Annotated in this window: 10 protein-coding genes; 6 read left to right on the forward strand and 4 right to left on the reverse strand. The window is 43.4% G+C overall.

Going from position 1 to position 25708, the window contains the following annotated elements; translation table 11 throughout:
- From ABLA85_RS08170 to ABLA85_RS08195, 6 genes are all read left to right on the forward strand, one after another.
- Window positions 1-4156: amino acid adenylation domain-containing protein (locus ABLA85_RS08170; RefSeq protein WP_367962989.1), on the forward strand; the 4156-nt coding region annotated here is incomplete at its 5' end.
- The gene (locus tag ABLA85_RS08175; protein WP_367962991.1) at window positions 4153-14988 is read left to right on the forward strand and encodes an amino acid adenylation domain-containing protein; all 10836 of its coding nucleotides are present in this window, start codon (window positions 4153-4155) and stop codon (window positions 14986-14988) included. The genes ABLA85_RS08170 and ABLA85_RS08175, both read left to right, overlap by 4 nt.
- A 429-nt stretch (window positions 14989-15417) precedes the next feature.
- Window positions 15418-16071 carry a helix-turn-helix domain-containing protein gene (locus ABLA85_RS08180; protein WP_367962993.1) on the forward strand — a complete coding sequence of 218 codons (654 nt, stop codon included), beginning with the start codon at window positions 15418-15420 and terminating at the stop codon, window positions 16069-16071.
- A 10-nt stretch (window positions 16072-16081) separates the two neighbouring features.
- Window positions 16082-16564, forward strand: a complete 483-nt coding sequence (locus ABLA85_RS08185; RefSeq protein WP_367962995.1) for a hypothetical protein — start codon at window positions 16082-16084, stop codon at window positions 16562-16564.
- Entirely contained in the window at window positions 16561-17259 is a 699-nt protein-coding gene (locus tag ABLA85_RS08190) for a VUT family protein (RefSeq protein WP_367962998.1), read from the forward strand. Before ABLA85_RS08185 ends, ABLA85_RS08190 begins: the two co-directional genes overlap by 4 nt.
- Window positions 17256-17999: a metallophosphoesterase gene (locus ABLA85_RS08195; protein ID WP_367962999.1), complete on the forward strand. Its 744-nt coding sequence runs from the start codon at window positions 17256-17258 to the stop codon at window positions 17997-17999. Before ABLA85_RS08190 ends, ABLA85_RS08195 begins: the two co-directional genes overlap by 4 nt.
- A gap of 87 nt (window positions 18000-18086) precedes the next feature.
- On the opposite strand, the gene tnaA is transcribed toward ABLA85_RS08195, so the two are convergent.
- The 4 genes from tnaA to ABLA85_RS08215 all read right to left on the reverse strand — a co-directional run bounded on the left by tnaA (window position 18087) and on the right by ABLA85_RS08215 (window position 25201).
- Window positions 18087-19493 carry a tryptophanase gene (tnaA, locus tag ABLA85_RS08200; RefSeq protein WP_367963002.1) on the reverse strand — a complete coding sequence of 469 codons (1407 nt, stop codon included), beginning with the start codon at window positions 19491-19493 and terminating at the stop codon, window positions 18087-18089.
- Between the two features lie 690 nt (window positions 19494-20183).
- Window positions 20184-20930: a thioesterase II family protein gene (locus ABLA85_RS08205; RefSeq protein WP_367963004.1), complete on the reverse strand. Its 747-nt coding sequence runs from the start codon at window positions 20928-20930 to the stop codon at window positions 20184-20186.
- Between the two features lie 11 nt (window positions 20931-20941).
- Window positions 20942-23686 (reverse strand): amino acid adenylation domain-containing protein, encoded by a 2745-nt coding sequence (locus tag ABLA85_RS08210; RefSeq protein ID WP_367963006.1) that lies wholly within the window; start codon window positions 23684-23686, stop codon window positions 20942-20944.
- A gap of 678 nt (window positions 23687-24364) precedes the next feature.
- Complete coding sequence (locus ABLA85_RS08215) at window positions 24365-25201, reverse strand: alpha/beta fold hydrolase (RefSeq protein WP_367963007.1); 837 nt, start codon at window positions 25199-25201, stop codon at window positions 24365-24367.
- Between the last annotated feature and the right edge of the window lie 507 nt (window positions 25202-25708).

Raw genomic sequence — 25708 nt, forward strand, 5'->3', positions numbered from 1 at the left:
TCCATTCAGTGAACAACCGGATGCCCGGATGTATAAAACCGGGGACTTAGGCCGCTGGCTGCCGGACGGCACCATTGAATACCGGGAGCGCAATGATTTTCAGGTCAAGATCCGCGGCTTCCGCATTGAACTGGGGGAAATTGAAGCCCAACTGGCGCAGTGTGACGGCGTCAAAGATGCGGTCGTCACCGCCCATGAAGATGAAAGCGGCAATAAGCGTCTGGTGGCCTATCTGGTGCCGCAACCTGAAGTTACCCTGGATCCGGTGCCATTGCGTGAACAGCTCAGTACCCGCCTGATGGACTATATGCTGCCCGGCGCCTATATCATTTTAGACGCCTTCCCTGTGACCCCGAATGGCAAACTGGATCGCAACGCCCTGCCCGCCCCGGACAGTGCTGCGTTTGTGCGCCGTGAATATGCCGCACCGCAGGGTGAAATTGAACAGACACTGGCTGAAATCTGGCAGGATTTATTGGGCGTAGAACAAATCGGACGCCATGATAATTTCTTTGAACTGGGCGGGCATTCGTTACTGACCGTCAATTTAATCGAAGAACTTCGCCAGCGAGGTTTCACTCTGGAAGTGAGTACCGTTTTCTCCTCTCCAACATTGATGGCAATGGCTGCACACCTGATGGATACAGCATTAGATGATACTGTCACATATGATGTACCACCTAACCTCATTACTGACGATTGCCAATCCATCACACCGCAAATGTTGCCATTAGTTACTTTGACCCAGGATCACATCAACCAGATTGTGACTCATGTTTCTGGTGGTGTTACCAATGTTCAAGATATCTACCCGGTAGGGCCATTACAGGAAGGCATTTTGTTCCATCACTTGCTGGAAACAAAAGGCGATATTTATCTGGACAATCTGCTGATGAGTTTTGACAGCCGGGCACGTCTGGATACTTTCCTGCTGACATTGCAACAAGTCATTGACCGCCACGATATTCTGCGCAGTGCATTTCATTGGGATAACCTGCCGGAGCCTGTGCAGGTGGTTTATCGCCATGCACCTCTGCCAGTCATCGAATCAGAACTGCTATCTGATATCGACATTGTACAGCAATTACGTGATGCGACAGACCCCCGTTTAATACGGATGGATATCACCAAAGCACCCTTATTGTCCGCCAATATTGCCAAAGATCCACAGACTGACTGTTGGCATTTGGCATTGCTCTACCATCATCTGGTTTGTGACCATTTGTCGCTGGACATGATCTTCAATGAAGTTGAAATGTTATTACTTGGGCAAAAAGACCATTTACCCCCTTCTCTGCCTTACCGTAACTTTATCGCCCAGATCCGTTCAGTGCCGATTGAAAAACATCAAACTTATTTCCACCAGCTTTTGGGTGATGTGGATGAGCCTACTCTGCCTTTTGACTTACTTGATGTACAAGGTCATCACGATGAACACGACGATTCAGATGAAAACAGTAAAAATGAAAACAGTAAGATAGAAGAAGCTGAATTTGCTTTGGATGATGAATTAGCTCATCAGATACGTGCCTGTGCCCGTCAACAGGGGGTCAGTGCCGCTGTTCTGTTCCATGTGGCGTGGGCACAAGTTCTCGCACAATGCAGCGGACGGGAAGATGTTGTTTTCGGTACAGTCTTATTGGGTCGTTCTCAACGAGGAACGGATGCCACTCAAGTGCTCGGCATGTTCATCAATACTCTGCCTGTACGTATTATGTTACAGGAACGTACTGTGCAACAGGTAGTACAGGAAACTTACCAGCAACTCAGTGCATTACTGGAGCATGAACAGACCCCGTTAGCCATCGCCCAACGTTGCAGTGGTATTCAAGCCCCTCAGCCACTTTTTAGTAGTCTGCTCAATTTCCGTCATAGCCAACGGTACGATCAACAGGCCGGTTCACCAGTTTGGGAAGGCATTCAGACCTTCAGCAGTGAAGAACGCAGTAATTATCCCTTGTCATTGGATGTGGATGATTTTGAAAATGGCTTTGCGTTAACAGCTCAATGCAACCGTCAGGTTAACCCGACCCGCATTAACGTCTATATGGATACGGCACTGAGAGCACTGGTGACAGCGTTACAGAATAGGCCAAAGCAACCTATTCAATCTATCACCATCCTGCCACCAGCAGAGCGTACACAGCTACTGGTAGACTTTAACAAAGCCAAAGTTGACTGCCCTCAGGATATGTTACTCCAGCAACTATTTGAACAGCAGGTTGAGCTCACTCCTGATGCTATCGCGTTGATTCACGGCAAACAAATTAGCGCAGAGCAAACTGGTGAAGAACAAGTTGGTGAAGGACAGCAACTCACTTACAAGGAACTGAACCAGAAAGCCAATCAACTGGCGCACGCACTGATTGCAGCAGGGGTACAGCCTGATGATCGCGTGGCGATTTGTGTTGAGCGTGGTCTGGATATGGTAGTTGGCTTGTTCGGTATTTTAAAAGCCGGAGCCGGTTATGTGCCACTGGATACAGACTACCCGACTGAACGCCTGAATTATATTCTGTCAGATTGTGCACCTAAGTTATTGCTGACCCAGAAACACTTACAGACTCGCTTAACAACCGATGTACCTGTCTGGAACCTGGATAATCATCATCATGCAGAGTTGATGGCACAACAGCCCACTCACAACCCCGAACCGCAACAGTTAGGGCTGGAACCCCATCATCTGGCCTATATCATCTACACTTCCGGCTCCACCGGGCAACCAAAAGGTGTGATGATTGAACATCGCAATGTAGTCAATTTTGTCCATGTCCAGCGTCAAACCAATGAGCTGACTCCGGCAGATCGGGTACTGCAATTTACTTCCGTTGCGTTCGATACCACTGTGTCGGATATCTTTGCAACACTCGCGGCCGGTGCAACTTTAGTATTACGTCCGTCCGAACTACGTGCGCCAGATAGCGCATTTGCCCGATTCTTACAGCACCAGAAAATCACGGTGACGGATTTACCTACCGCATTCTGGCACCTGTGGGTACAAGAGATGGCCGCAGGACGTTGTGGTTTCAGCCCTTCTCTGCGTCTGGTGATTGTCGGCGGGGAAAAAGCGGAATTGCGTCATTTTATGACCTGGCAATCGCTGCCGGAGACCCGTTCATGCCGCTGGATTAACTCTTATGGCCCAACGGAAACCACCGTTATTGCTACGGTGCTGAAATGGGATAGCACTTCTGTCTATAGCGCAGAAACTTTACCGATTGGCTATCCTCTCGCCAACACCCGCATATATCTCCTTGATAAGCAAGGAGAACCTGTCCCAATGGGCGTTTCCGGCGAAATCTATATTGCAGGTGCTGGTGTGGCCCGTGGTTATCTCAATCAACCTGAACTCACAGCAGACCGTTTTGTCCTTGATCCATTTGCTGAATTATCAACCGAACCATCACATGCCCGCATGTACAAAACTGGTGACCTAGGCCGCTGGCTGCCGGACGGTACGATTGAATATCTCGGACGCAATGATTTTCAGATCAAGCTCCGCGGATTCCGCATTGAACTGGGGGAAATCGAAACTCAGCTAGCAGCTTGTGAGGGCGTCAAAGATGCTATCGCCATAGTTCGTGAAGATGAAACAGGTGATAAACGTCTGGTGGCCTATCTGGTGCCACAACCTGATGCCACGCTGGAAGTCGCCAGCTTACGCGAACAACTGAGCAATCATCTGCTGGATTACATGATCCCCAGTGCCTTTATCGTACTGGATGCTTTCCCACTGAACCCGAACGGTAAACTGGATCGTAAATCTCTGCCTGCACCTGACCGTTCTGCTACTGCAACGCGGCAGTATGAAGCCCCTCAAGGAGAAGCAGAACAACAACTGGCTGTTATCTGGCAAACCCTACTGGGTCTGGAGTTAGTTGGTCGTCATGATGATTTCTTTGAGCTTGGAGGAAATTCTTTATCAATCATGCAATTATCAACGCGACTACATGAAGAATTCCATCTGGAAATCTCAATTGCAGAGATTTTCCGTCATTCAACCTTATCCAAACTTGCTGAATTTATTCTGTCAAAACAGGTAGAAACCTTTTTTGATCAAGATATTGAAGATATTCAAAAAGAGCTGGAAACCCTATCCGAAGAAGAGTTGCTTGCCATGCTAAATGGAGATCAACCCAATGGAGGCCAACAATGAATAAAAATGAACAAACACTAAATCAATTAAGGCAAGCAGTGCTTCAGAAGAAACTGAAAGAACGTATTCAAAGCAGTCTGACAGCAGAGAAAGATCAGATCCCTGCCAGAAATCCGCAGCAGGAAATACCATTATCCTGGGCGCAACAGCGCCTATGGTTTCTTGCACAATTAGATCCGGCGGCGCTGACAGCGTATCACATTCCGACCGCTCTCCATCTGCAAGGTCATCTGAACAAGCCGGCCTTACAAGCCGCGCTGGATCGGATTGTTGCCCGTCATGAGATCTTACGTACTACGATTACATCGGCTGCGCATACACCAACGACATTGACAGAAAATAAAGTCAAAGTTGAAGGAAAAACCGGGGCGGAGGGAGGGGCCCTGCAAATCGTTCATAATGCAGATTATGGTTTTTCTTTAATGACTGAAGATCTCAGCCGGTTAACCAAAGATGAACAGCAGGCGACGATTCAGAGTGCCATGCAGTTTGAAGCGACCCAACCCTTTGATTTTGAAAACGGCCCCTTAATACGGGGGCAATTATTCAAGCTCGCAGAAGATGAACATACCCTGCTATTAACTCAGCACCACATTATTTCGGATGGTTGGTCAGTCAACGTATTAATGCAGGAATTTTCCACCATTTACCAAAGTTTCTGCCACGGGATGCCTGACCCATTACCCCCGCTGAAGATCCAATATGCTGATTATACTCTCTGGCAACGGCAGAAATTACAGGGTAAAGAGCTGGAGAAACAACTGGATTATTGGCGTAGCGCTCTACAAGATGCACCGGCACTTTTGACACTTCCGACTGACAGACCTCGTCCTTCACGGCAAACCTATGCCGGAGGAGAGACTATCGTTACGTTGTCACCAGATTTAACCGGAAAATTAAAGGCTTTCGCTCAACGTCATGGCGCTACTTTATTTATGACCTTGCTGGCAGGCTGGTCAATATTACTTTCCCGCCTGAGTGGGCAAGATGATGTGGTAATAGGCACTCCCGTAGCTAATCGCAAACATCGCGATCTGGAACCGTTAATCGGCTTTTTTGTCAATACCTTAGCGTTACGGGTTCAATTACAGAATAACCCCACTGTCAGCGAATTACTGGCACATGTGAAAGCACATACCTTGCAGGCTTTTGAACATCAGGATTTTCCATTTGAACAATTAGTTGAAGCATTAAAGCCACCCCGTAGCCTGAGTTATAGTCCTCTCTTTCAGGTTATGCTGTCACTGGATAATACCCCAGGACAACAACAGTTTGAGCTGCCAGAATTAACCATCAGTGAACTGGATCTATCCGAAGACAGTTCACACTTCGATCTTTCATTATCACTGCATGACACCGAAAATGGGTTAATCGGTGAACTGGAATATGCCAGCGATCTGTTTGACCAGACCACCATGAAACGTATGGCAGGTTATCTGCAAACGCTTCTGGCCGCTATGGTTAGCGATGATTCACAACGTGTGGCCGATCTTCCACTGTTGATGCCACATGAGCGTACCCAATTACTGGCAGATTTCAATGCCAGAGAGGCCAGTTATCCACAAGATATGTTGCTTCAACAGTTCCTTGAGCAACAGGCCGGGCATTCACCTGATGCTATTGCATTGATTAGCGGTAAAGAGCAATTCAGTTATGCCGAACTGAACCAACGGGCTAACCAACTGGCCCATGCCCTGATTACCGCTGGTGTGCAGCCGGATGACCGCGTGGCGATTTGTGTCGGGCGTGGGCCGGACATGATTATTGGCCTATTCGGGATCGTGAAAGCGGGTGCCGGCTATGTACCATTAGATCCTGAATACCCCACTGAACGTCTGGCTTACATTCTGTCAGATTGTGAACCTAAGTTATTATTGACTCAGCATCACTTACAGAGCCGTTTAACGACCAATGTCCCCGTCTGGGTCATGGATGATGATGACTATCTGGATTATGTGGCCCAACAGTCCGACCGCAATCCTGAACCACAACAACTGGGATTGGAACCTCATCATCTGGCCTATATCATCTATACCTCCGGTTCAACCGGTCAGCCGAAAGGCGTCATGATTGAACACCGCAATGTGGTCAATTTTGTCCATGTCCAGTGTCAGACCAATGCACTGACCCCGGCGGATCGGGTTCTGCAATTTACCTCGGTAGCCTTTGATACCACTGTCTCCGATATTTTTGCCACCCTGGCCGTCGGAGCAACATTAGTGCTGAGAGATGCTCATCTGCGCATCCCCGACAAAAACTTCAGCCAATTCTTACAGGAACAGGCGATCACCGTTTGCGATTTACCCACCGCATTCTGGCACCTGTGGGTACAGGAGATGGCCGCCGGCCGCTGTGGTTTCAGTGCTTCTTTACGGCTGGTGATTGTCGGCGGGGAAAAAGCCGAACTCCGCCACTTCAACACCTGGCAATCGTTAGCGGAAACCCAATCCTGCCGCTGGATAAACTCTTACGGCCCAACGGAAACGACTGTGATTGCCACAGTATGGAAACCAGACAGTCACTCCCCTTGCCTGACGGGTACAGTTCCCATTGGCTACCCGCTCACCAATACCCGTATTTATATCCTCGATTCTCAGGGACAACCTGTACCCATTAGCGTTGCAGGTGAGATTTATATTGGTGGCTTAGGCGTCGCTCGCGGGTATCTGAACCGCCCTGATCTCACCGCTGAACGGTTCGTTGCTGATCCATTCAGTGAACAACCTGATGCCCGGATGTATAAAACCGGGGATTTAGGCCGTTGGCTGCCGGATGGCACGATTGAATATCTGGAACGTAATGATTTCCAGGTCAAGATCCGGGGTTTCCGCATTGAACTGGGCGAAATTGAAACACAACTGGCTAAATGTGATGGTGTCAAGGATGTCGTCGTTACCGCGCATGAAGACGAAAGCGGCAATAAACGGCTGGTCGCGTATCTGGTGCCCCAATTTACAACAATACAGTCCACAACAACACAGTCCACAACAACACTGGATATCATTCAGTTGCGTGAACAATTAAGCACTCAATTGATGGAATATATGCTGCCGAGCGCATATGTCATTCTGGATGCTTTCCCCCTGACGCCTAACGGAAAGGTTGATCGCAAGGCACTGCCAGCCCCCGATAGTAGGGCTATCATCAACCGGGAATATCAGGCTCCAGAAGGAGAAGCGGAACAACAACTGGCAACAGTCTGGCAAGAATTGCTCGGAGTGGAACAAGTTGGGCGTCACGACAATTTCTTTGAGCTAGGAGGCCATTCATTATTAGTCGTCAGCCTGATCGAACAGCTACGTCAGCGTAATTGTACTCTTGATGTCAGTGCTGTTTTCTCCGCGCCAACATTGGCGGCGATGGCAACGCATCTAACGGCGCACACTGGTTCAGAGGCAAACAGTCCGGTTGTGCCACCAAACCTGATCCCCAATAACTGTCAAGCAATTACACCGGACATGCTGCCATTAGTCACGTTGTCACAAGGTAATATTGATCAGATAGTCGCTCAGGTAACAGGTGGTGTCAGTAATATTCAGGATATCTACCCACTCGGTCCATTACAGCAAGGGATTCTGTTCCAGCATTTACTAGAAACCGAAGGCGATATTTATCTCGATAGCGTCATTATGACTTTTGACAGCCGCCAGCGGCTGGATACTTTCCTGCTGGCTATGCAAGAAGTTATCGATCGTCATGATATCCTGCGAAGTGCCATCCAATGGCATAACTTGCCAGAGCCAGTTCAGGTGGTTTACCGTCATGCACCACTTCCTGTTAAAGAGTTAACACTGTCAGGAGAAAACAGCGCGGAACAACAATTGCGTCACCATACCGACTCTCATTCGACACGTATGGATATTACAAGGGCGCCATTATTGTCTGCCAGCATTGCGCAAGAGCGTTCTTTACAACACCATTCTTCACAAAATCCGCGTTGGTTACTGGCCTTACAACACCATCATCTGGTTTGTGATCATTTGTCACTAGAAGTGATATTCAGCGAAGTTGAAGCCTTATTACTGGGACAAAGTGAAGACTTGCCTGTGCCCTTGCCTTATCGCAACTTTATCGCTCAGACCAAAAACATTCCGTTGGAAAATCATCAGGCTTATTTCCAACAACTGTTGGGAGATGTAGAAGAGCCGACTCTGCCCTTTGGTCTGCTCGATATACAGGGCAGCCGTCACCAGATTGCAGAAGCTGTTTTTACACTGGACAATGAGTTGGCGCAAGCGCTACGGGATTGTGCCCGCCAGCAAGGTGTCAGTGCTGCGGTTCTGTTTCATGTGGCGTGGGCACAGGTACTGGCGAAATGCAGCGGCCGGGATGATGTGATCTTCGGAACTGTTTTATTGGGACGGTTACAAGGTGGGGAAGACACGGCAAGAATATTGGGAATGTTCATCAACACATTACCTGTCCGCATAACGCTACAGGATCGTTCAGTTCAACAAACGGTACAGGAAACGTACCAGCAACTCAGCAAGTTGCTGGCACATGAACAGGCTCCTTTGGCAGTTGTCCAGCGTTGCAGCAATATTCCAGCTTCTCTGCCTTTATTTAACAGCCTGCTTAATTTTCGTCATAATCCGAGCGACAACGAACACGCTATATCACCGGCCTGGGAAGGGATACAGACTCTTGACACCGGAGAGCTCAGCAATTATCCCCTGTCACTGGATGTGGATGATTTTGATGATGGCTTCTCACTGACTGCTCAGTGTAGCCAGCAAATCGACCCTGCCCGTATTAACGCCTATATGGACGTTGCATTAAGAGGGCTGGTGAGTGCATTGCAAAATGCACCTGAGCAAAATATTCAGTCTATCCCTGTTCTGCCACCCGCTGAACGTCGTCAGTTACTGGTAGACTTCAATGGTGCCAGTGTCGCTTCTCCACAAGATATACGGCTGTTGCAACAACTGCTTGAACAACAGGCCTCTCTCTCACCCGATGCCATTGCGCTGGTTAGCGGTGAAGAGCATCTCAGTTATACAGAACTGAATCAACGTGCCAACCAACTGGCGCACGCACTGATTTCAGCAGGTGTACAACCTGATGACCGCGTCGCTTTCTGTGTCGAACGTAGTCTGGATATGGTGATTGCTATGTTGGCAATATTAAAATCCGGTGCGGGCTATGTACCACTGGATTGCGAATATCCGGTAGTGCGATTGGCTTATATTCTGTCAGACAGCCAGCCTAAGCTGTTACTGACCCAACAGCACCTACAAACGCGTTTATCAACGGATATACCAACCTGGATACTGGACAGTGACAACCATCTGGCTGCGATGGCACAACAACCGACATACAACCCTGATCCGCACCAGCTAGGGCTGGAACCACACCATCTGGCTTATATCATCTATACCTCCGGCTCAACCGGCCAACCAAAAGGTGTGATGATTGAACATCACAATGTGGTCAATTTTGTTCACGTCCAATGCCAGACCAACGAACTGACATCATCTGACCGTGTACTGCAATTTACGTCTGTTGCCTTTGACACCACCGTCTCCGACATTTTTGCCACACTGGCGGTTGGTGCAACTTTAGTTCTGCGCTCTGCGGATCTGCGCATTCCCGATATGACCTTTACCAAATTCCTGCGGGAACAACAAATCACTGTTTCCGATCTTCCGACCGCCTTCTGGCACTTATGGGTACAGGAGATGGCAGCAGGACGTTGCGGTTTCAGCCCATATTTGCGCCTGGTCATCGTTGGCGGTGAAAAAGCCGAACTTCGCCATTTCTTAACCTGGCAATCCATGCCGGAAACTCATTCATGCCAATGGATTAACTCTTACGGCCCGACGGAAACTACGGTTATCGCTACTGTTCTTAAGCTGGATAGTCATTCACCTTACATGGCAGAAATTCTGCCGATTGGTTACCCGCTCACCAATAGCCGGCTCTATATTCTGGATAAAGACGGACAACCCGTTCCTCTTGGTGTTGCTGGTGAAATTCATATCGGTGGCGCCGGGGTTGCCCGTGGTTATCTGAATCGCCCCGATCTTACCGCCGAACGTTTTGTCCCTGATACATTCAGTGAACAACCGAATGCCCGCATGTACAAAACCGGTGATTTAGGCCGCTGGCTACCGAACGGAACAATTGAATATCTGGAACGCAATGACTTTCAGGTCAAAATCCGCGGATACCGGATTGAACTGGGAGAAATTGAAGCTCAACTGGCGGCCTGTGATGGAGTCAAAGATGCCATCGTTATCGCTCGTGAAGATGAAAACGGTGATAAACGTTTGGTCGCCTATCTGATACCACAACCGAAAATAACATTAGATATTGTTCAACTACGTGAACAGCTTGGCGCCCGTCTGATGGAATACATGCTGCCTGGCGCCTTTGTCGTTCTGGACGCCTTCCCGCTGACTCCGAACGGTAAACTGGATCGTCAGGCCCTGCCTGCTCCGGATCGCTCTGCCATTGTCAGCCGTGAATATCAGGCTCCTCAAGGAGAAACTGAGCAACTTTTAGCAACTATCTGGCAGACTTTGTTGGGGTTAGAGCAAGTCGGACGGTATGACAATTTCTTTGAATTGGGTGGGCATTCACTGTTAGTGGTTAGTCTGATTGAACAGTTGCGCCAGCGTGGTTTTACTTTGGCAATCGGTGCCGTCTTCTCTTCTCCCTCATTGATGGCAATGGCAGAACGTTTGACAAAAACAACAGCCAGTGACTTTACCTATGATGTCCCCCCTAATCTTATCTCTGATAACTGCCAGGCTATCACACCGGATATGTTGCCGTTGGTCACGCTGACGCAAGACAACATTGATCAGATTGTGGATCAAGTTGCCGGTGGCGTTGCCAATATTCAGGATATTTATCCATTGGGACCATTACAGGAAGGTATCCTGTTCCACCACTTGCTGGAAACAACCGGTGATACCTATCTGGACAATCTGTTGATGACTTTCGACAACCGTGCACGTCTGGATGAGTTTTTGCAGACAGTGCAACAAGTCATCGCCCGCCATGATATTCTGCGCAGTGCAGTGTATTGGGAAAATCTGCCGGAGCCGGTACAAGTGGTTCATCGCCACGCATCAATGCCTGTCACAGAGCTGAAATTGTCATCTGAAACTGATGCTGAACAACAACTGCGCGATTATACCGATCCTGACGTGGTACGCATGGATGTCACCAAAGCCCCCTTATTGTCCGCCAGCATCGCTAAAGATCCGCATAGTGACAAGTGGCTGTTATCCTTGCTGCATCATCATTTAGTCTGCGACCATTTATCGCTGAAATTGATATTTAATGAAGTCAATACCTTGCTACAGGGAAAAAGTGAGCAATTGCCAACGCCTTTACCCTATCGCAATTTTATTGCCCAGACGAAAAATGTTCCCCTTGAACAGCATCAGAACTACTTCCGGCAGCTACTCGGTGATGTAGAAGAACCTACCCTGCCATTTGGTTTACTCGATATTCAGAATAATAACGATGAAATTGTGGAAGATGTTCTGACATTGGATGATGACCTGGTTCAAATGATCCAGCAATGTGCCCGCCAGCAGGGTGTCAGCACTGCGGTCTTGTTCCATGTTGCCTGGGCTCAGGTACTGGCACAATGCAGTGGTCGTGATGATGTCGTCTTCGGAACAGTGTTACTGGGAAGATTACAGAGTGGAGAAGAGACAGAACGAATATTGGGGATGTTTATCAACACATTACCTGTCCGGGTTATTCTGCGGGAACGCAACGTTCAACAAACAGTACAAGATACTTACAAACAACTCAGTACATTACTGATACATGAACAAGCCCCTTTGGCGATTGCTCAACGTTGCAGTGGCATTCCCGCTTCTCTGCCGTTATTTAACAGTCTGCTCAATTTCCGTCATAGCTCAGATGAGTCTGATGAAGATGAACAGGCGCTCTCATCAATCTGGGAAGGTATTGAAACACTCAACACGAAAGAGTCACGCAGCAATTATCCTTTATCACTGGATGTTGATGCTTATGAAGATGGATTTGAATTGACCGCTCAGTGTAACCAGCACATCGACCCTGCTCGCATTAATGCCTATGTAGTGACCGCGCTAAGAGAATTGGTGACTGCACTGCAAAACACACCGAAACAGGCTATTCAGACAATCACTATCTTGCCACCAGAAGAACACACTCAGTTAATGGTAGATTTCAACGGTGCTGAGATTGTTTATCCGCAAGATATGCTGCTCCATCAGTTATTCGAACAACAAGCCGTTGTTTCACCTGATGCCATTGCCTTGATAAGTGGTGAAGGACAACTCAGTTACACTGAGCTGAACCAACGTGCCAACCAGTTAGCCCATGCTCTGATTGCCGCGGGAGTGCAACCGGATGATCGGGTAGCTATTTGTGTTGAACGCAGTCTGGATATGATCATCGGTCTATTCGGGATACTAAAAGCCGGTGCCGGTTATGTACCACTGGACACAGATTATCCGACCGAGAGGTTGAGCTATATTCTGGCAGACTGCAAACCAAAATTGTTACTGACTCAGCAACATTTACAACATCGTCTGACAACTCACGTTCCGGTTTGGTTAATGGATGGTGAAGATTATTTAACTGCCGTGGCACAACATTGCACTCACAACCCTGAACCGCAATTGTCAGGGCTGTCTCCGCACCATCTGGCCTATATCATCTATACCTCCGGTTCGACCGGACAGCCGAAAGGCGTGATGATTGAGCACCGCAATGTCGTTAATTTTGTTCATGTCCAACGCCAGACTAACGAACTGACACCAACTGACCGCGTGCTGCAATTTACGTCTGTAGCTTTTGACACCACTGTCTCCGACATTTTTGCCACACTGGCGACAGGTGCGACTTTAATTCTGCGACCGGCAGATCTTCGTGTACCAGATAGCAACTTTGCCCGTTTCTTACAGGAACAGCAAATCACCGTTACTGACCTCCCCACTGCCTTCTGGCATCAATGGGTACAAGAATTAGCCGCCGGACGGTGCGGTTTCAGCCCTTCTTTACGTCTGGTGATTGTTGGAGGAGAAAAAGCAGAGCTTCATCATCTCAACCTCTGGAAATCACTGCCTGAAACCCAATCCTGCCGCTGGATAAACTCCTATGGACCAACGGAAACCACTGTCATCGCCACGGTATTAAAAGTAGATGGTCATTCCGCTTATACTGCGGCAAACCTGCCCATTGGTTATCCATTAACCAATACCCGCATTTATATTTTGGATACTCAGGGACGACCTGTTCCTCTTGGTGTTGCCGGTGAAATCCATATTGGCGGCGCAGGCGTTGCCCGCGGTTATCTCAATCAATCTGAACTCACGGGGGAACGTTTTATTCCTGACCCATTCAACCATCAAGCCGATGCAAGAATGTATAAAACAGGCGATTTAGGATGCTGGTTGCCGGACGGTACGATTGAGTATCTCGGACGCAACGATTTTCAGGTTAAGATCCGCGGATTCCGTATCGAACTGGGGGAAATTGAAGCCAGATTATTCTCCTACCCTGGTATCAAAGACGCGATTGTTATAGTACGGGAAGACATTCCCAATGATAAACGCCTGGTGGCCTATGTAGTACCACAACCAGAAGCAACAGTAGATGTGGAAAATCTGCGTGAAGCCTTACATACTCATTTAGCCAGTTATATGGTTCCCAGTGCTTTTGTGATCCTGGAGACATTCCCGTTGACACCAAACGGCAAATTAGATCGTCGGGCATTACCGATACCGGATAAATCCGCTGTCATCAGTCGTGATTATGAAGCACCCGTCGGTAAAACAGAGGAAATCATTGCAGAAATATGGCAGGACGTACTCAGACTGGAACGTGTAGGACGACACGATCACTTCCTGGAGCTTGGTGGTCATTCCCTGTTAACTTTACAGGTTGCTGTTCGCCTGCAACAAGTATTAGGCAAAGATATCGGAATACGTGATCTGCTTGTCCATCCGACCATCAGTGAACTGGCTGCTTTTATGCAGTCAGACGCTGCGCTTTCTCAACAAGAAAATTTGGTGACTATCCGTAAAGGCAATGGTGACATCTCACTGTTTCTTGTCCATGCGGTAGATGGAGATATTCACTATGCTTATGATATTGCTCCTTATATTGAAGATAGTGAACTGTCAATTTATGGACTCGCGACCAGTGATGCCTATGCAGAAGAAGATGCACAACTCACCGTTAACAAAATGGCTCAAACATATATTGAATGTATCCGTCAGGTACAGGCTCATGGCCCTTATTATCTGGCAGGATGGTCATCAGGCGGAACTATTGCTTATGAAATAGCCTGCCAACTGGTCGCCGATGGTGAGACAGTCAACTTTGTCGGATTACTGGATTCCGCCTCCAATTATCTGGAATTCTTCACTCCAGAAGAACAGCAAGCCGGAATACCATTTGAGAAAAGCACCACATTGCTTGAATTACTGCCAGAAGGCATTCCAGAGCATTTCAGTGATGAACTGTATAGACTGGCTAAAAATCGTGATTACAATGCGATGCTGACCTTTGCAGAACAGAACAATTTGCTACCACCACAAATCACGCTTGAGAATATCAACGATCTCCTGCAATTACGCCACAATATCGCTGTTGCAGCCTACAGTTATACGCCATCTCCGGCAGCCGTAGACGTTACGCTATTCAGGGCAACTGAAGAAGCGGCTCAGGGAAATGCCACTCTTGGGTGGGATAAAATTGTACCCAATGAACGATTGACTATTATCCCGATTAAAGGAGACCACGGTTCTATTGTGATGCAACCTAATATTCAGGATGTGGGTAAGGTATTACTAAAAGCGATGATAGAGAGGAAATAAAAACATGAATAACGCCCGTTGTTGCGGGCGTTATCTTTTAGATTCTAATTATAACTGTTTATACTACTTCCTCAGTGTTAAAGAAACATTATAAATCCACTAATAGATAAAAAATAAATTTAATTAATTATAACCATGATAATTATTTTTTATATTATACCTACCGTATTTCAAGTTGCAGCTTTTTAAAATCCATAAGGTATAGTTCCCCGGTGTATTAAAATCCAAATAAAATAGATTTTTATCAAGAAAATGAAACTTATAGAGTTCACATACTAAAAAATATACTGCCTTTAATATTATCTTCTTGTATGTTACTAAGATATCAGCGTTTCTCTTATTTTGAGCTCTTGTATTATAAAATATCAATCTATAAGATACGCTTATAAACATCGACATCTGACAAGATAATATCAACGAGATAATATAATGCAAGAGCCGAACAATAAAAAATCAACTGAAGCTGATGCTTTACTTTCTAACATTTCACAAAATATTGATTTCTTAATGAAAAAAAACAATATAGACTCACAAGCCCTAAGTAAATTGACAGGACTTGGAATTGCTACGATTAACAGCCTTAGGCGTGGTGTTGGAAATCCTACTATAGCTACAGTCTCATCCATTGCTGATATATTTGGTGTAAATGTTGGTGAAATTACCGATGGTAAATTATCTGAATCTTATCGACAAGAAGAAACTATTTCATCAATACCTCTAATTCGTTATGATGAATTAGATGGATATATAAGTGGGAAAATAATCCACACTAATCTATACAAAATCAGTATCCGGGATAACCAGAAAACCTCACTCTTCGCAGTAGAATTTGGAAACAATCTCCTATCTCCGTATTTTGATAGCAACACCATTGCGATCATCTCCAAAACTGAATCAGTTTGTGACAGTGATATAGTTCTAGTAAAAATTAAAGATACGCCTATTTGTTTCAGACAAGCCTTTGTCGGTGAACGTGGGATTTACTTTTCAATATTAGGTATTGATAATGATCGAAAAACAATATTCAGCCAAAATTACACAATAATTGGGGTTTTGATTAAATCAATTAAAAACTTAAAATAGGAATTTAATTGTGCGTAAAATAATTGATTTTTTCAGAAAGATATTCAAGCCTCGTTACATTTACAATTTGCAGAAGTTCGAACCAATAAAAGAAAATGGGTTCTACATCTTAAAAGAATTAGGTACTCATACATGTATAAAAGTAAGAGCAGAAGATATTTTTGAAAGTGATTTATTATATAATATCAATCCTTATGATATTATTTTTATAGCAAAACATGAAGAGTATGATCTGAAAGAAAAACAAAAATTTAAGATTATAGAAGAAAACAGAAATCTGTCATTTACTGTACAAAACGAATATTCTCGCAGAACAATAAATGGAAAAGAGTTGCTTTCAGATCAGAATATTATAGAGAAATTAGATCCTGCCAGCCTTATAAGGATAGCCTACCTATCTGGATTAAAAGATGGAAGAAAAATCTCCGATGAAATTTCAAAATCAGAAAGAATAAAATCATCTAAATCTGCAAACTTAAAGGTAATAAAGTGACTCAAACATACCCCACAAACTCAAATTTCAAGTATAACTCTTTATTTATTTCTTTATCCGTCACAATCATGATAACTTGTGATGTTCTTGTCTATAAAACTCTGGATTTTTATGGCCTTAAAATTACTTTTAGCGGAATTCTATTTTCTTTTTATTTTCTTATATCCACAGTTCAAACAGAAGTTTATGGTTATAGACAAGGAGTAAAAACAGTCTGGATCATGGTGTTATGCCAATCAATTTTTGTAATGGTCATTTTTATTGCGTCACATACTCAACCAGAAAATAATCAGATCTCAATGAATTTTAAGTCATTGTTTGGCGAATTTTGGCGCGTTATGGTAGGCACATGGACTTCTGTACCAATTTCTTACTTTATCAACGGGTTTGTAATATCCTCTTTAAAAAAAGTTTTTCTTGGCCGCTTCTTTTTTCTCAGATATATCATTGCTTCAATGATCACACAAGCATCTCTTTTATTATCATCATATCCTATAAGCCTTTCTTCAAAATATAGTGCAAATGAATTGATCATAATAATTTCTACGACTTGGTCCTATAAGGTAATAATGTCTATTATACTTTTACCTATTGGTATCATCTTAGCAGATAAAGTCAAAAAATTAGAATCTGCCGATGTATACGATTGGGGAATATCATATAATCCATTTACTTTTGGAGGCAATAAAAAATGAAAGTGATTCACTTAACAGATATACATCTGACTCAGAAAAGAGAACAAACAATATTTGATGTAAATATTTATAACAATTTCGATATCATTTGTGAAGAAATACGTCGCATTCAGACTATTACTGAAATAGAGTTAATTATAATCTCAGGTGACATAGCAAATGATGGTGACACCGATGCTTACCGATATTTTTTAAATAAAATGGAGTCACTCAATACAACTTACATCACAATACTTGGCAACCATGATCTCAAGGATAAATTTAATATCGCCCTTACAGAAATCAAACCAAAATACAATATCATCTCCCGTGAATATAATAGGGACAATTGGTATATTACTGATATCGACACTGTTGTTGAAGGTGAAGATTATGGCTTCATCACTAAAGATAACCTTGTAGAATTAGAACAAAGAATTATTAAAAACAGTAATTTTAATATTGCCTTATTTATGCATCACCATGTCAAATCGGTTGGTACACCAATTGTAGATAGCTGTATGCTGGAAAACGCTAATGCCCTACTGGCGCTATGTGAGAAATATAAGATTAAATTTATTGGTTGCGGGCACGCACACACTTCACGTATTTGGCATAAAAATGAGATGACAATAAGTGTTGCCCCCGCAGTTTCATTCCAATGGTTATTAGGTACAGATACCGTCAAAACAGCAAAAGGTTTTGGTTTTAATATTATTGATTTTTCAACTGATTTATCCGTGGTTTCATGTAGTTATTAATATTTAGATCCCTAATCTCAAGTTGCAGTATAGGCAACTTGAGATTGTGTTGCGATACCACATTTTGAAAGTTACAGCGTATATCACTTACTTCTCAGAAACTGGCTTAAATCTGGCCATGAAATGGCGTAATACCGGTGGTTCATAAGTAAAAGTTAATCCCCGAATATCAGCGGCTCGCTGTTTTAACTCAATAAAAGCCTCTACAACATAATCCATATGATCATTGGTATAAACACGGCGAGGAATAGTCAGCCTCATCAATTCCATCGGTGATTCTTTTTGTTTACCTGTCTGCGGGTCACGCCCCAATAATAATGAGCCAATTTCCACACTTCTGATACCTGCTTCCAAATATAATTCATTATTCAACGCCTGAGCTGGAAACTGCTCATTCGGAATATGGGGTAAAAACCGTTTTGCATCGACAAAGACTGCGTGCCCTCCAACCGGATATTGAATAGGGATCCCCGCTTTCCTTAACTGCTCTCCCAAATAAGTCACCTGACCAATGCGATAAGATAGAAAATTCTCATCCATCCCCTCTTCAAGACCAATTGCCATCGCTTCCATATCACGCCCGGCAAGCCCGCCATAAGTCACGAACCCCTCACTCGGAATACAGTTAACACTTACTTCATTAAATAATCCCTCATCATCACGAACAGCGTAAAAACCACCAATATTCACCATTGGATCTTTTTTCGCTGACATAGTCAGCATATCGCCATATTGATACATCTCTTTAACGATCGCTTTGACTGATTTATTTTCGTAACCTTTTTCCCTCTGTTTAATAAACCAGGCATTCTCACAAAAACGTGCTGAATCAATCACAACTGGGATATCATACTGTTTCGCGATCTCATACACTGTTTTCATATTGGCAAGAGAAACGGGCTGCCCTCCTGTGCTATTGCAAGTAATCGTTGTTATGATAGCGACAATATTATCCTTGCCATATTCTTCGATGGTTTTTTTTAGTAGTTCAATATCGAAATTACCTTTCCAATCATAATAATTTTCCGTATTAAAGGCTTTATTTGTAACAACATTGATCCCCTTAGCGTGATTTAATTCCACATGTGCTATTGTTGTATCGAAATGAAAATTAGAAATAAATACGGGGTTTTTAGCTCCACCTTTTAATTTTTTTCGGGCAATCAAAACAGGAAATAAAATCTGCTCTGCTCCACGTCCTTGATGAGTAGGAACAGTATAGTTATAACCGATCAACTCTTTGACTTTATCGACTAAATGATAATAGTTGCGAGACCCTGCATAAGCTTCATCTCCCATCATCATACCAGCCCACTGTTGATTACTCATGGAACCTGTTCCAGAATCAGTCAGTAGATCAATATAAACCATCTCAGAAGGCAGCATAAATGGATTATATCCCGCAGCTTCCAATGCAGCCTCACGCTCTGCACGAGTTGTGATATAAATATTTTCTACCATTTTAATGCGAAAGGGCTCTGGAATACGCTTCATCTTAATGTACCTATTAGAAAGAAAAACAATAATGAACCGCATTGCATAATGAACAAAACACTTACTATTTCTCAGTGAGAATACACAAGTCTTTTTGCTTATAAATGCAAAGTATTAAAAATAATCTTTAGCAGAAAGTAATTTAAAGATAGGTTGGGAGAGGTTGTAATATTCGATAGCCAATATTGGACTGTATTTTGAAAAAAAACTTATATAACATCAGCCATAATTTCATACATTCATTGACCTTATACTACATGAGTGTTTTCAGCATGAGCTTATACAACAACAAAGTATTTATGTCTATACTTATTTAACATAAATACAACAACAGAATGAATATTTACAAATTAATAACAAATAAAATTGAATTAAATATAGCAAATCACAGATGGTCATAGAATTTAATCTGAAAATTGCCTGCACGTATAATTTTTTTTAGATCTATTCGTTACAATTTCTGGCAGAAAATAGTTTATATAGCGCTATATTTATTTTAGCCTCAAAGTATCTGCAAATACGGGTGTCAGCATTGCCGACACCCGCCTATAGAGAGATCTTTCGTCTTTCACGCTGTCTCTTTGTTGGCTATACACATTCACCCCGGTCACATAGTTACCTATGCTCCCGGTGATTTATTTCCTTGCCGCCGCGAAACAGCTTGAAATCCATTGAGTATAGTTTGGAAAGTTAGGCCGCCAATTCCCGCGCCCGCTCCTCTATCCAATCAATAACTTCATCACTGGAAAACAAGTAGAAATGCTCACCTGCAAAAACTTTTTGTGTTACGGGCGTGGCAAATATTTCTCGCCATTGTGTCAACCAAGGGACAGGCACGTGCTCATCATGATCCGCACCAATCACATAAGCCTGACAGTTTATCATCGGCTTCGGCAACCGGGATAAAGAAGCCAGCAGACGCAGATCACTTCGCATGGCATTAACCACATATTTTCGCAATTCAGGGTGTGTGAAAACATCCTGTGGCGTCTGTTCAAATGCTTTCAGCAAACCTATTATTTCCGCTTCTGATAATGTCTCATTTCGTAAATCATCTGGAGCGGACGTCCCTCGCGCAGAAAGCATAAGGCCCAATTTCTTTTCCGGTGCCTCACTTTTTAATCTTCGGGCTACATGGTAAGCAAGCTCTGCCCCCAGGCTATGACCAAACAACAACAAGGGCTTATCTTCTCCCAGTTTCAACCGATTGATCGAAGCCAGAAGATCGGATATTACCGTTTCAGCATCCGTCTGAAATGGCTGTATGAAACGCGAGCCTCTGCCTGCCAGTTCCATACAGTAAGTTTCAATAAATCCAGATAGCTTCTGAGAAAGTTGTAAATAAGAGTAGCTGGAGCCACCAGCATGATGTAAAAACACAAGTTGAACTTTCGCTTCTGCTCTTTCGAACGCAGGGTACAGGATTGAATCAGTCAAAATTAAGGCCTTTAGTTAATCTGGTTATTCGTTAAGTGCGTCATAATATAATCGGAATTGCCGGTAATTGGGTTAATACGATCTATATTCTTCTCCGGCGCACTTTCCAGAGCGGTAACGATTTTCTGTAATATCATTTGGAAAATATCACTGACACGTTCAAGATTAATCCCCTGTTCCGCCTGTATATGGATGGCAAAATCTTTGCCCATATCTTCAATGCTGATGTAAATCGGGTGTTCCACAATGCCAGCGCAACTGAAAGGCCCGATATCACCAGAAGACGTTACTGCCAATAGTGGTTCTGCCGTAGAGAAGCTACGTATTTCACTATGATAATAATTCAATAATGAAGTAAATAATGGTGCCGATCCCAACAATTGTGATAATTGCTGTTGTAACGATCGCAGAGTTAATGCCTGCGATACCTTCTGATGTTTGATCAACTGTGCCAGATTATCTTGCACAAGCCAGAGGCACTCAAGCACAGGCAAATTATCCAGACGCATATACATTGGCACTATGTGGATAAATTGGTGGATAAATTGCTCTGCCTCATTCTCAGTATCTGCGCCTGCAAACATATTCCCCGATAAAACCGTGCCAAAAACAGCGTCATTATGTCCAACCAGGCAACCCATTGTTTTGCCCCAAACCAAGTGAAAAATGGCAGCGACACTGACAGCATGTACCTTAGCTTGTTGACGTATCTGATGACACAAATTCTCCGGTAACAGCCGCCACGCTTGAGTCGTCACAGTATCGATACCTAAATAGGTTTCCACATCGAATGGCGTTGAAGACGATTTATCATCTTTTAACAAAGAGGCCGTCACCCTGGCGCATTCCCTCCCATTGGGGTCGATATCTGTTGAGTTGCAAGCCTGCAAATGAATGGCTAATTCAGACAATACCGGATATTGATACAGCATATGTACTTCCACCATCAATCCGCGACGACGTAATTCCTGTACCATTTTTATAGCCGACAGTGAATTACCGCCCAAATTGAAGAATTGAGCATGTCTGCTGACTTTTTTAACCCCGAACAATTCACTCCATGTTTCAGCCAGTGTTTTTTCGATCCCCTCTTTTGCCGGTGCGGCATCCTGTTGTTTAAGTTTCCCAATAGCAATAACCGGAAAAGCCTTGCGATCGAGTTTGCCACTGGCAGATAAAGGAAAATGATTGACAATAACAATGGCTGTCGGCCGCATATAATCAGGCGCCACTCTTTTCATGAATTGCTGAATGCTCTCTTTCACACTACTCTGTGAATGATGCTGCAAAGCACGTTCTGAAATAATCACAAAAGCAATCAACCGGTTGTCTTCTGAACTTTCACTTTGCTCCCGCGCTGTTTGTATCAACACCACAACATCACGCACAGCCGGGTGTTTCATCAACAGCACTTCAACTTCACCCAGTTCAACACGATAACCCCGTACTTTGACCTGAAAATCCATCCGGCCAAGAATGTCCAGCAAACCATCCTTCCGCCATTTTGCTAAATCACCAGTACGATACATTCGTTTAAGAGGCATACCATTTACCGCAATATTGACAAACTTAGCCGCAGTTTCTTCCGGCCGTTGATGATAACCTTCAGCCAGTTGCGCCCCCGCAATACACAACTCACCCGGTGTTTCATCCTCAATAACACAGTTATTGCTATCCAGCAGATAGATTTCAATATTGTCAATCGGTGCACCAATAGGAGGCAGAACCTGCCACCCTTCTGCTTTACCTTCCAAAGTGTAAGCCGTCACAACATGTGCTTCTGATGGACCATAGTGATTATGCAGGTGGCAATCGGGCAATGCCTGAAAAAATTGCCTGATAGCGGTGGTAATAACCAATTGTTCCCCCGCCGTGATCACATCAATAAGGCTCTCTGGATAACATCCCTGTGCAATCGCTGCCATTGCCAAACCATTTAATGCCACATAAGGCAAAAATATTCGTTCAATCCGCTGTTCTGTAATAAACGTGACCAGAGCCAATTGATCCAATCGTAAGTGATTGGAGATCAACACTAATTCACCACCGCTGGATAAAGTTGAAAATATTTCCTGAAATGAGACATCAAAGCTTAGTGGAGAAAATTGCAACGTTTTCTTACCAAAATAATCGCCTTGCTGATGAATTTGCCAGACTAACATATTCACCAACGACTGATGAGGCATACAGACCCCTTTAGGCTTTCCTGTCGAACCTGAGGTATAAATTAAATAAGCGAGATCTTGAGGAGAGCAAGCTACTGCCAGGTTTTCTATATCACAACTCTCACTATTGGTATTCTCTTTATTATTACTGTCGGAAAAATCATACTGAGCTAAATCAATACGTGCGATAGTCTCAGGAAATGATAATTCAATATCACCACGGGAAATAACGACTGAGACATTAGAATCGGTCAAAATGTAAGATTGACGCTCAATAGGATAACTCAGATCAATCGGGACATAAGCAGCTCCGGCTTTTAAAACACCAATAACCGCAACAATCGCATCAATGCTACGTTCAAGACAAATACCTACCGGAGAAATTTTTTCACCATCATGATGGTGGTGCCGACGGATATAATGGGCCAATCTGTTTGCTCTACGATTTAATTCATCATAAGACAATGAGTGCTCACCAAACCTTATGGCAATAACATCCGGTGTTTTCGCTACCTGCTGCTCAAATAATTCATGCACACAACAAAATACGGAATGATTTGAATGACGCTCTGACAACGACTCAATACGCATAATTATCTTCCTTTTATTCCATAAATTGACTGTCATTCATGGTAATCAACACATTATTCTGCGCAAATGTATGTCCTTCATTTTTTAGTTACCTCTTTGTTCACTGTAAACAGGTTAAATACGAATAGATTAGCTGTGAATAGAAATCAATTTGCTCCGGATAATATCAACATTGATGAAACGGGTATAGATTAATAATATCGAAAACATCTTTCTATAATAGAAAATATTATTTTCATAATTCTTTTTTTCATAATCATTGTCAGACTGGCCTATCTTATTACGCAAATATCATGTTATATAATAGGAATAATAGAAATGATGGAAACAAAATTAAATGATGTGTTAAAATATTAAACAAATAAAATTATATCCGACCTGCCAGCGGTGATTTTTTCAACATATCACTGTCAGAGATCAATATTATACTATTATCCTACCGTTACCCTATTATTACTTTATTATCGCTTTAGATACTATCAATGTCGGACAGTGCCTGTTTTTGCTGCTGGATCTCCTGCGCTGCATAGTGAACTAATGCCAAACAAGTTTCATCTATAACCCACTCTTTAGGTTCATCAAAAGAATGAAGAAAAAACAGATGAAACTGGAAAATTTATTTGAATACATTCTCATAAATTTCCCAGCCAAGCATATTTTCAAATTAGTTAATCGAATTTATTGGAAATCACAAAGAAAATCAGACAATATTGGATTAAACCTAGCTGGTGCTTCCCAAAACGGTGCATGATCCACACCGACCAAACTAATAATTTGATCCTGCCAAAGATTTTGATAATGCAAACTTTCAATATATTCGGCATTGATAAAAGGATCACCTGCCCCATTCACGATAGCCAAAGGTATTTTACTTGTTTCGGCCAATAACTTTTGGTCTGTCGCCTGTGGGGAAGTAAAAGCTTCAAACATATACTGGCGTGACAAACCATCTGTTCTTGCTACTGCTTCAAAGATAAACGGTTCATGGGGAGCGTTAACACCTACTGTTTGATAAGCATAATTCTTCACATCCTCTTCAGTAAAATCAGCTTTCCCGGCAAGCCCCATATGCTCACTTTGACGAAAACCAAGTGCAACATTCTCTTTACCCGCAGCCACAGGGGGTGTACCACAAATCATCAGCCCAATCATTTTAGGGTACAGTGCCAGCATTTCCAGCCCAATATGCCCCCCTAATGACCAACCAAAAACAACCACTCTGTTAACTCCGATCTTGTTCAGGACTTCAATAACAGTGCGAGCATAACCCGGCATTGAATATGTCTGACGTGGATCATTGGCATTAGAAGATGCACCATGCCCCGGTAAATCAAGCGCTAAAACCCGATAGTCCTTTTTAAGGTACTCAATCTGATGGCGAAATATCTCTTTACTACTTGAATTACCATGTATTAAAAGAACCGGAAGCCGATTACCGCCAGTATCTAATAGTGAAATACGAGCATAACGGGTAGATATATCATAGTAATGAATATTAGTGTGTGCAGCCGCCATGATTCTATCTCCTAATGAATGAATTGAAGAGTAATTTTTCTGCTGAAAAATACAGTAAATTATTGTATTTTACCTTGATATCTTTATGTCTTACATACTAATAGCGTGACACTACGGTATTTTTTGTCCCCTCTCAATTATTAACATTCACATACATCTGATTTTTTCCCTCAATGATCCTTAAATGAATAACAACTTTAGGAATTCATTATCATTATTTTTGAATTTGCCTGATTGATTCTTTCAATAACTTCCGTGTTCCAATATGAAATGTTTTTACTATGAAAAAGAGTCATTAACGATGAAATTAATGATGTTGAATAAAGACATGATTTGGTTCAAACTTCTACAAAAATAAATGAATAAACTATTAATTTTATGATTGTGATATCAATCTCTACTCTCTATATTTCAAATACCTTATTACCTATTAAGAATATCTCGTGTTATCAGGCAGTACCCTGCTAAATGAAAAATATGCAAGTTAGTGTGTACTTTAACTACAAA

Origin of the sequence: Xenorhabdus sp. SGI246 (assembly GCF_040838225.1) — a bacterium.
Classification (GTDB): domain Bacteria; phylum Pseudomonadota; class Gammaproteobacteria; order Enterobacterales; family Enterobacteriaceae; genus Xenorhabdus; species Xenorhabdus indica.

Coding starts and splice junctions, on each gene's coding strand:
- ABLA85_RS08175 (WP_367962991.1), top strand. CDS start 4,153: ATGAATAAAAATGAACAAACACTAAATCAATTAAGGCAAGCAGTGCTT.
- tnaA (WP_367963002.1), bottom strand. CDS start 19,493: ATGAAGCGTATTCCAGAGCCCTTTCGCATTAAAATGGTAGAAAATATT.
- ABLA85_RS08195 (WP_367962999.1), top strand. CDS start 17,256: ATGAAAGTGATTCACTTAACAGATATACATCTGACTCAGAAAAGAGAA.
- ABLA85_RS08215 (WP_367963007.1), bottom strand. CDS start 25,201: ATGGCGGCTGCACACACTAATATTCATTACTATGATATATCTACCCGT.
- ABLA85_RS08210 (WP_367963006.1), bottom strand. CDS start 23,686: ATGCGTATTGAGTCGTTGTCAGAGCGTCATTCAAATCATTCCGTATTT.
- ABLA85_RS08180 (WP_367962993.1), top strand. CDS start 15,418: ATGCAAGAGCCGAACAATAAAAAATCAACTGAAGCTGATGCTTTACTT.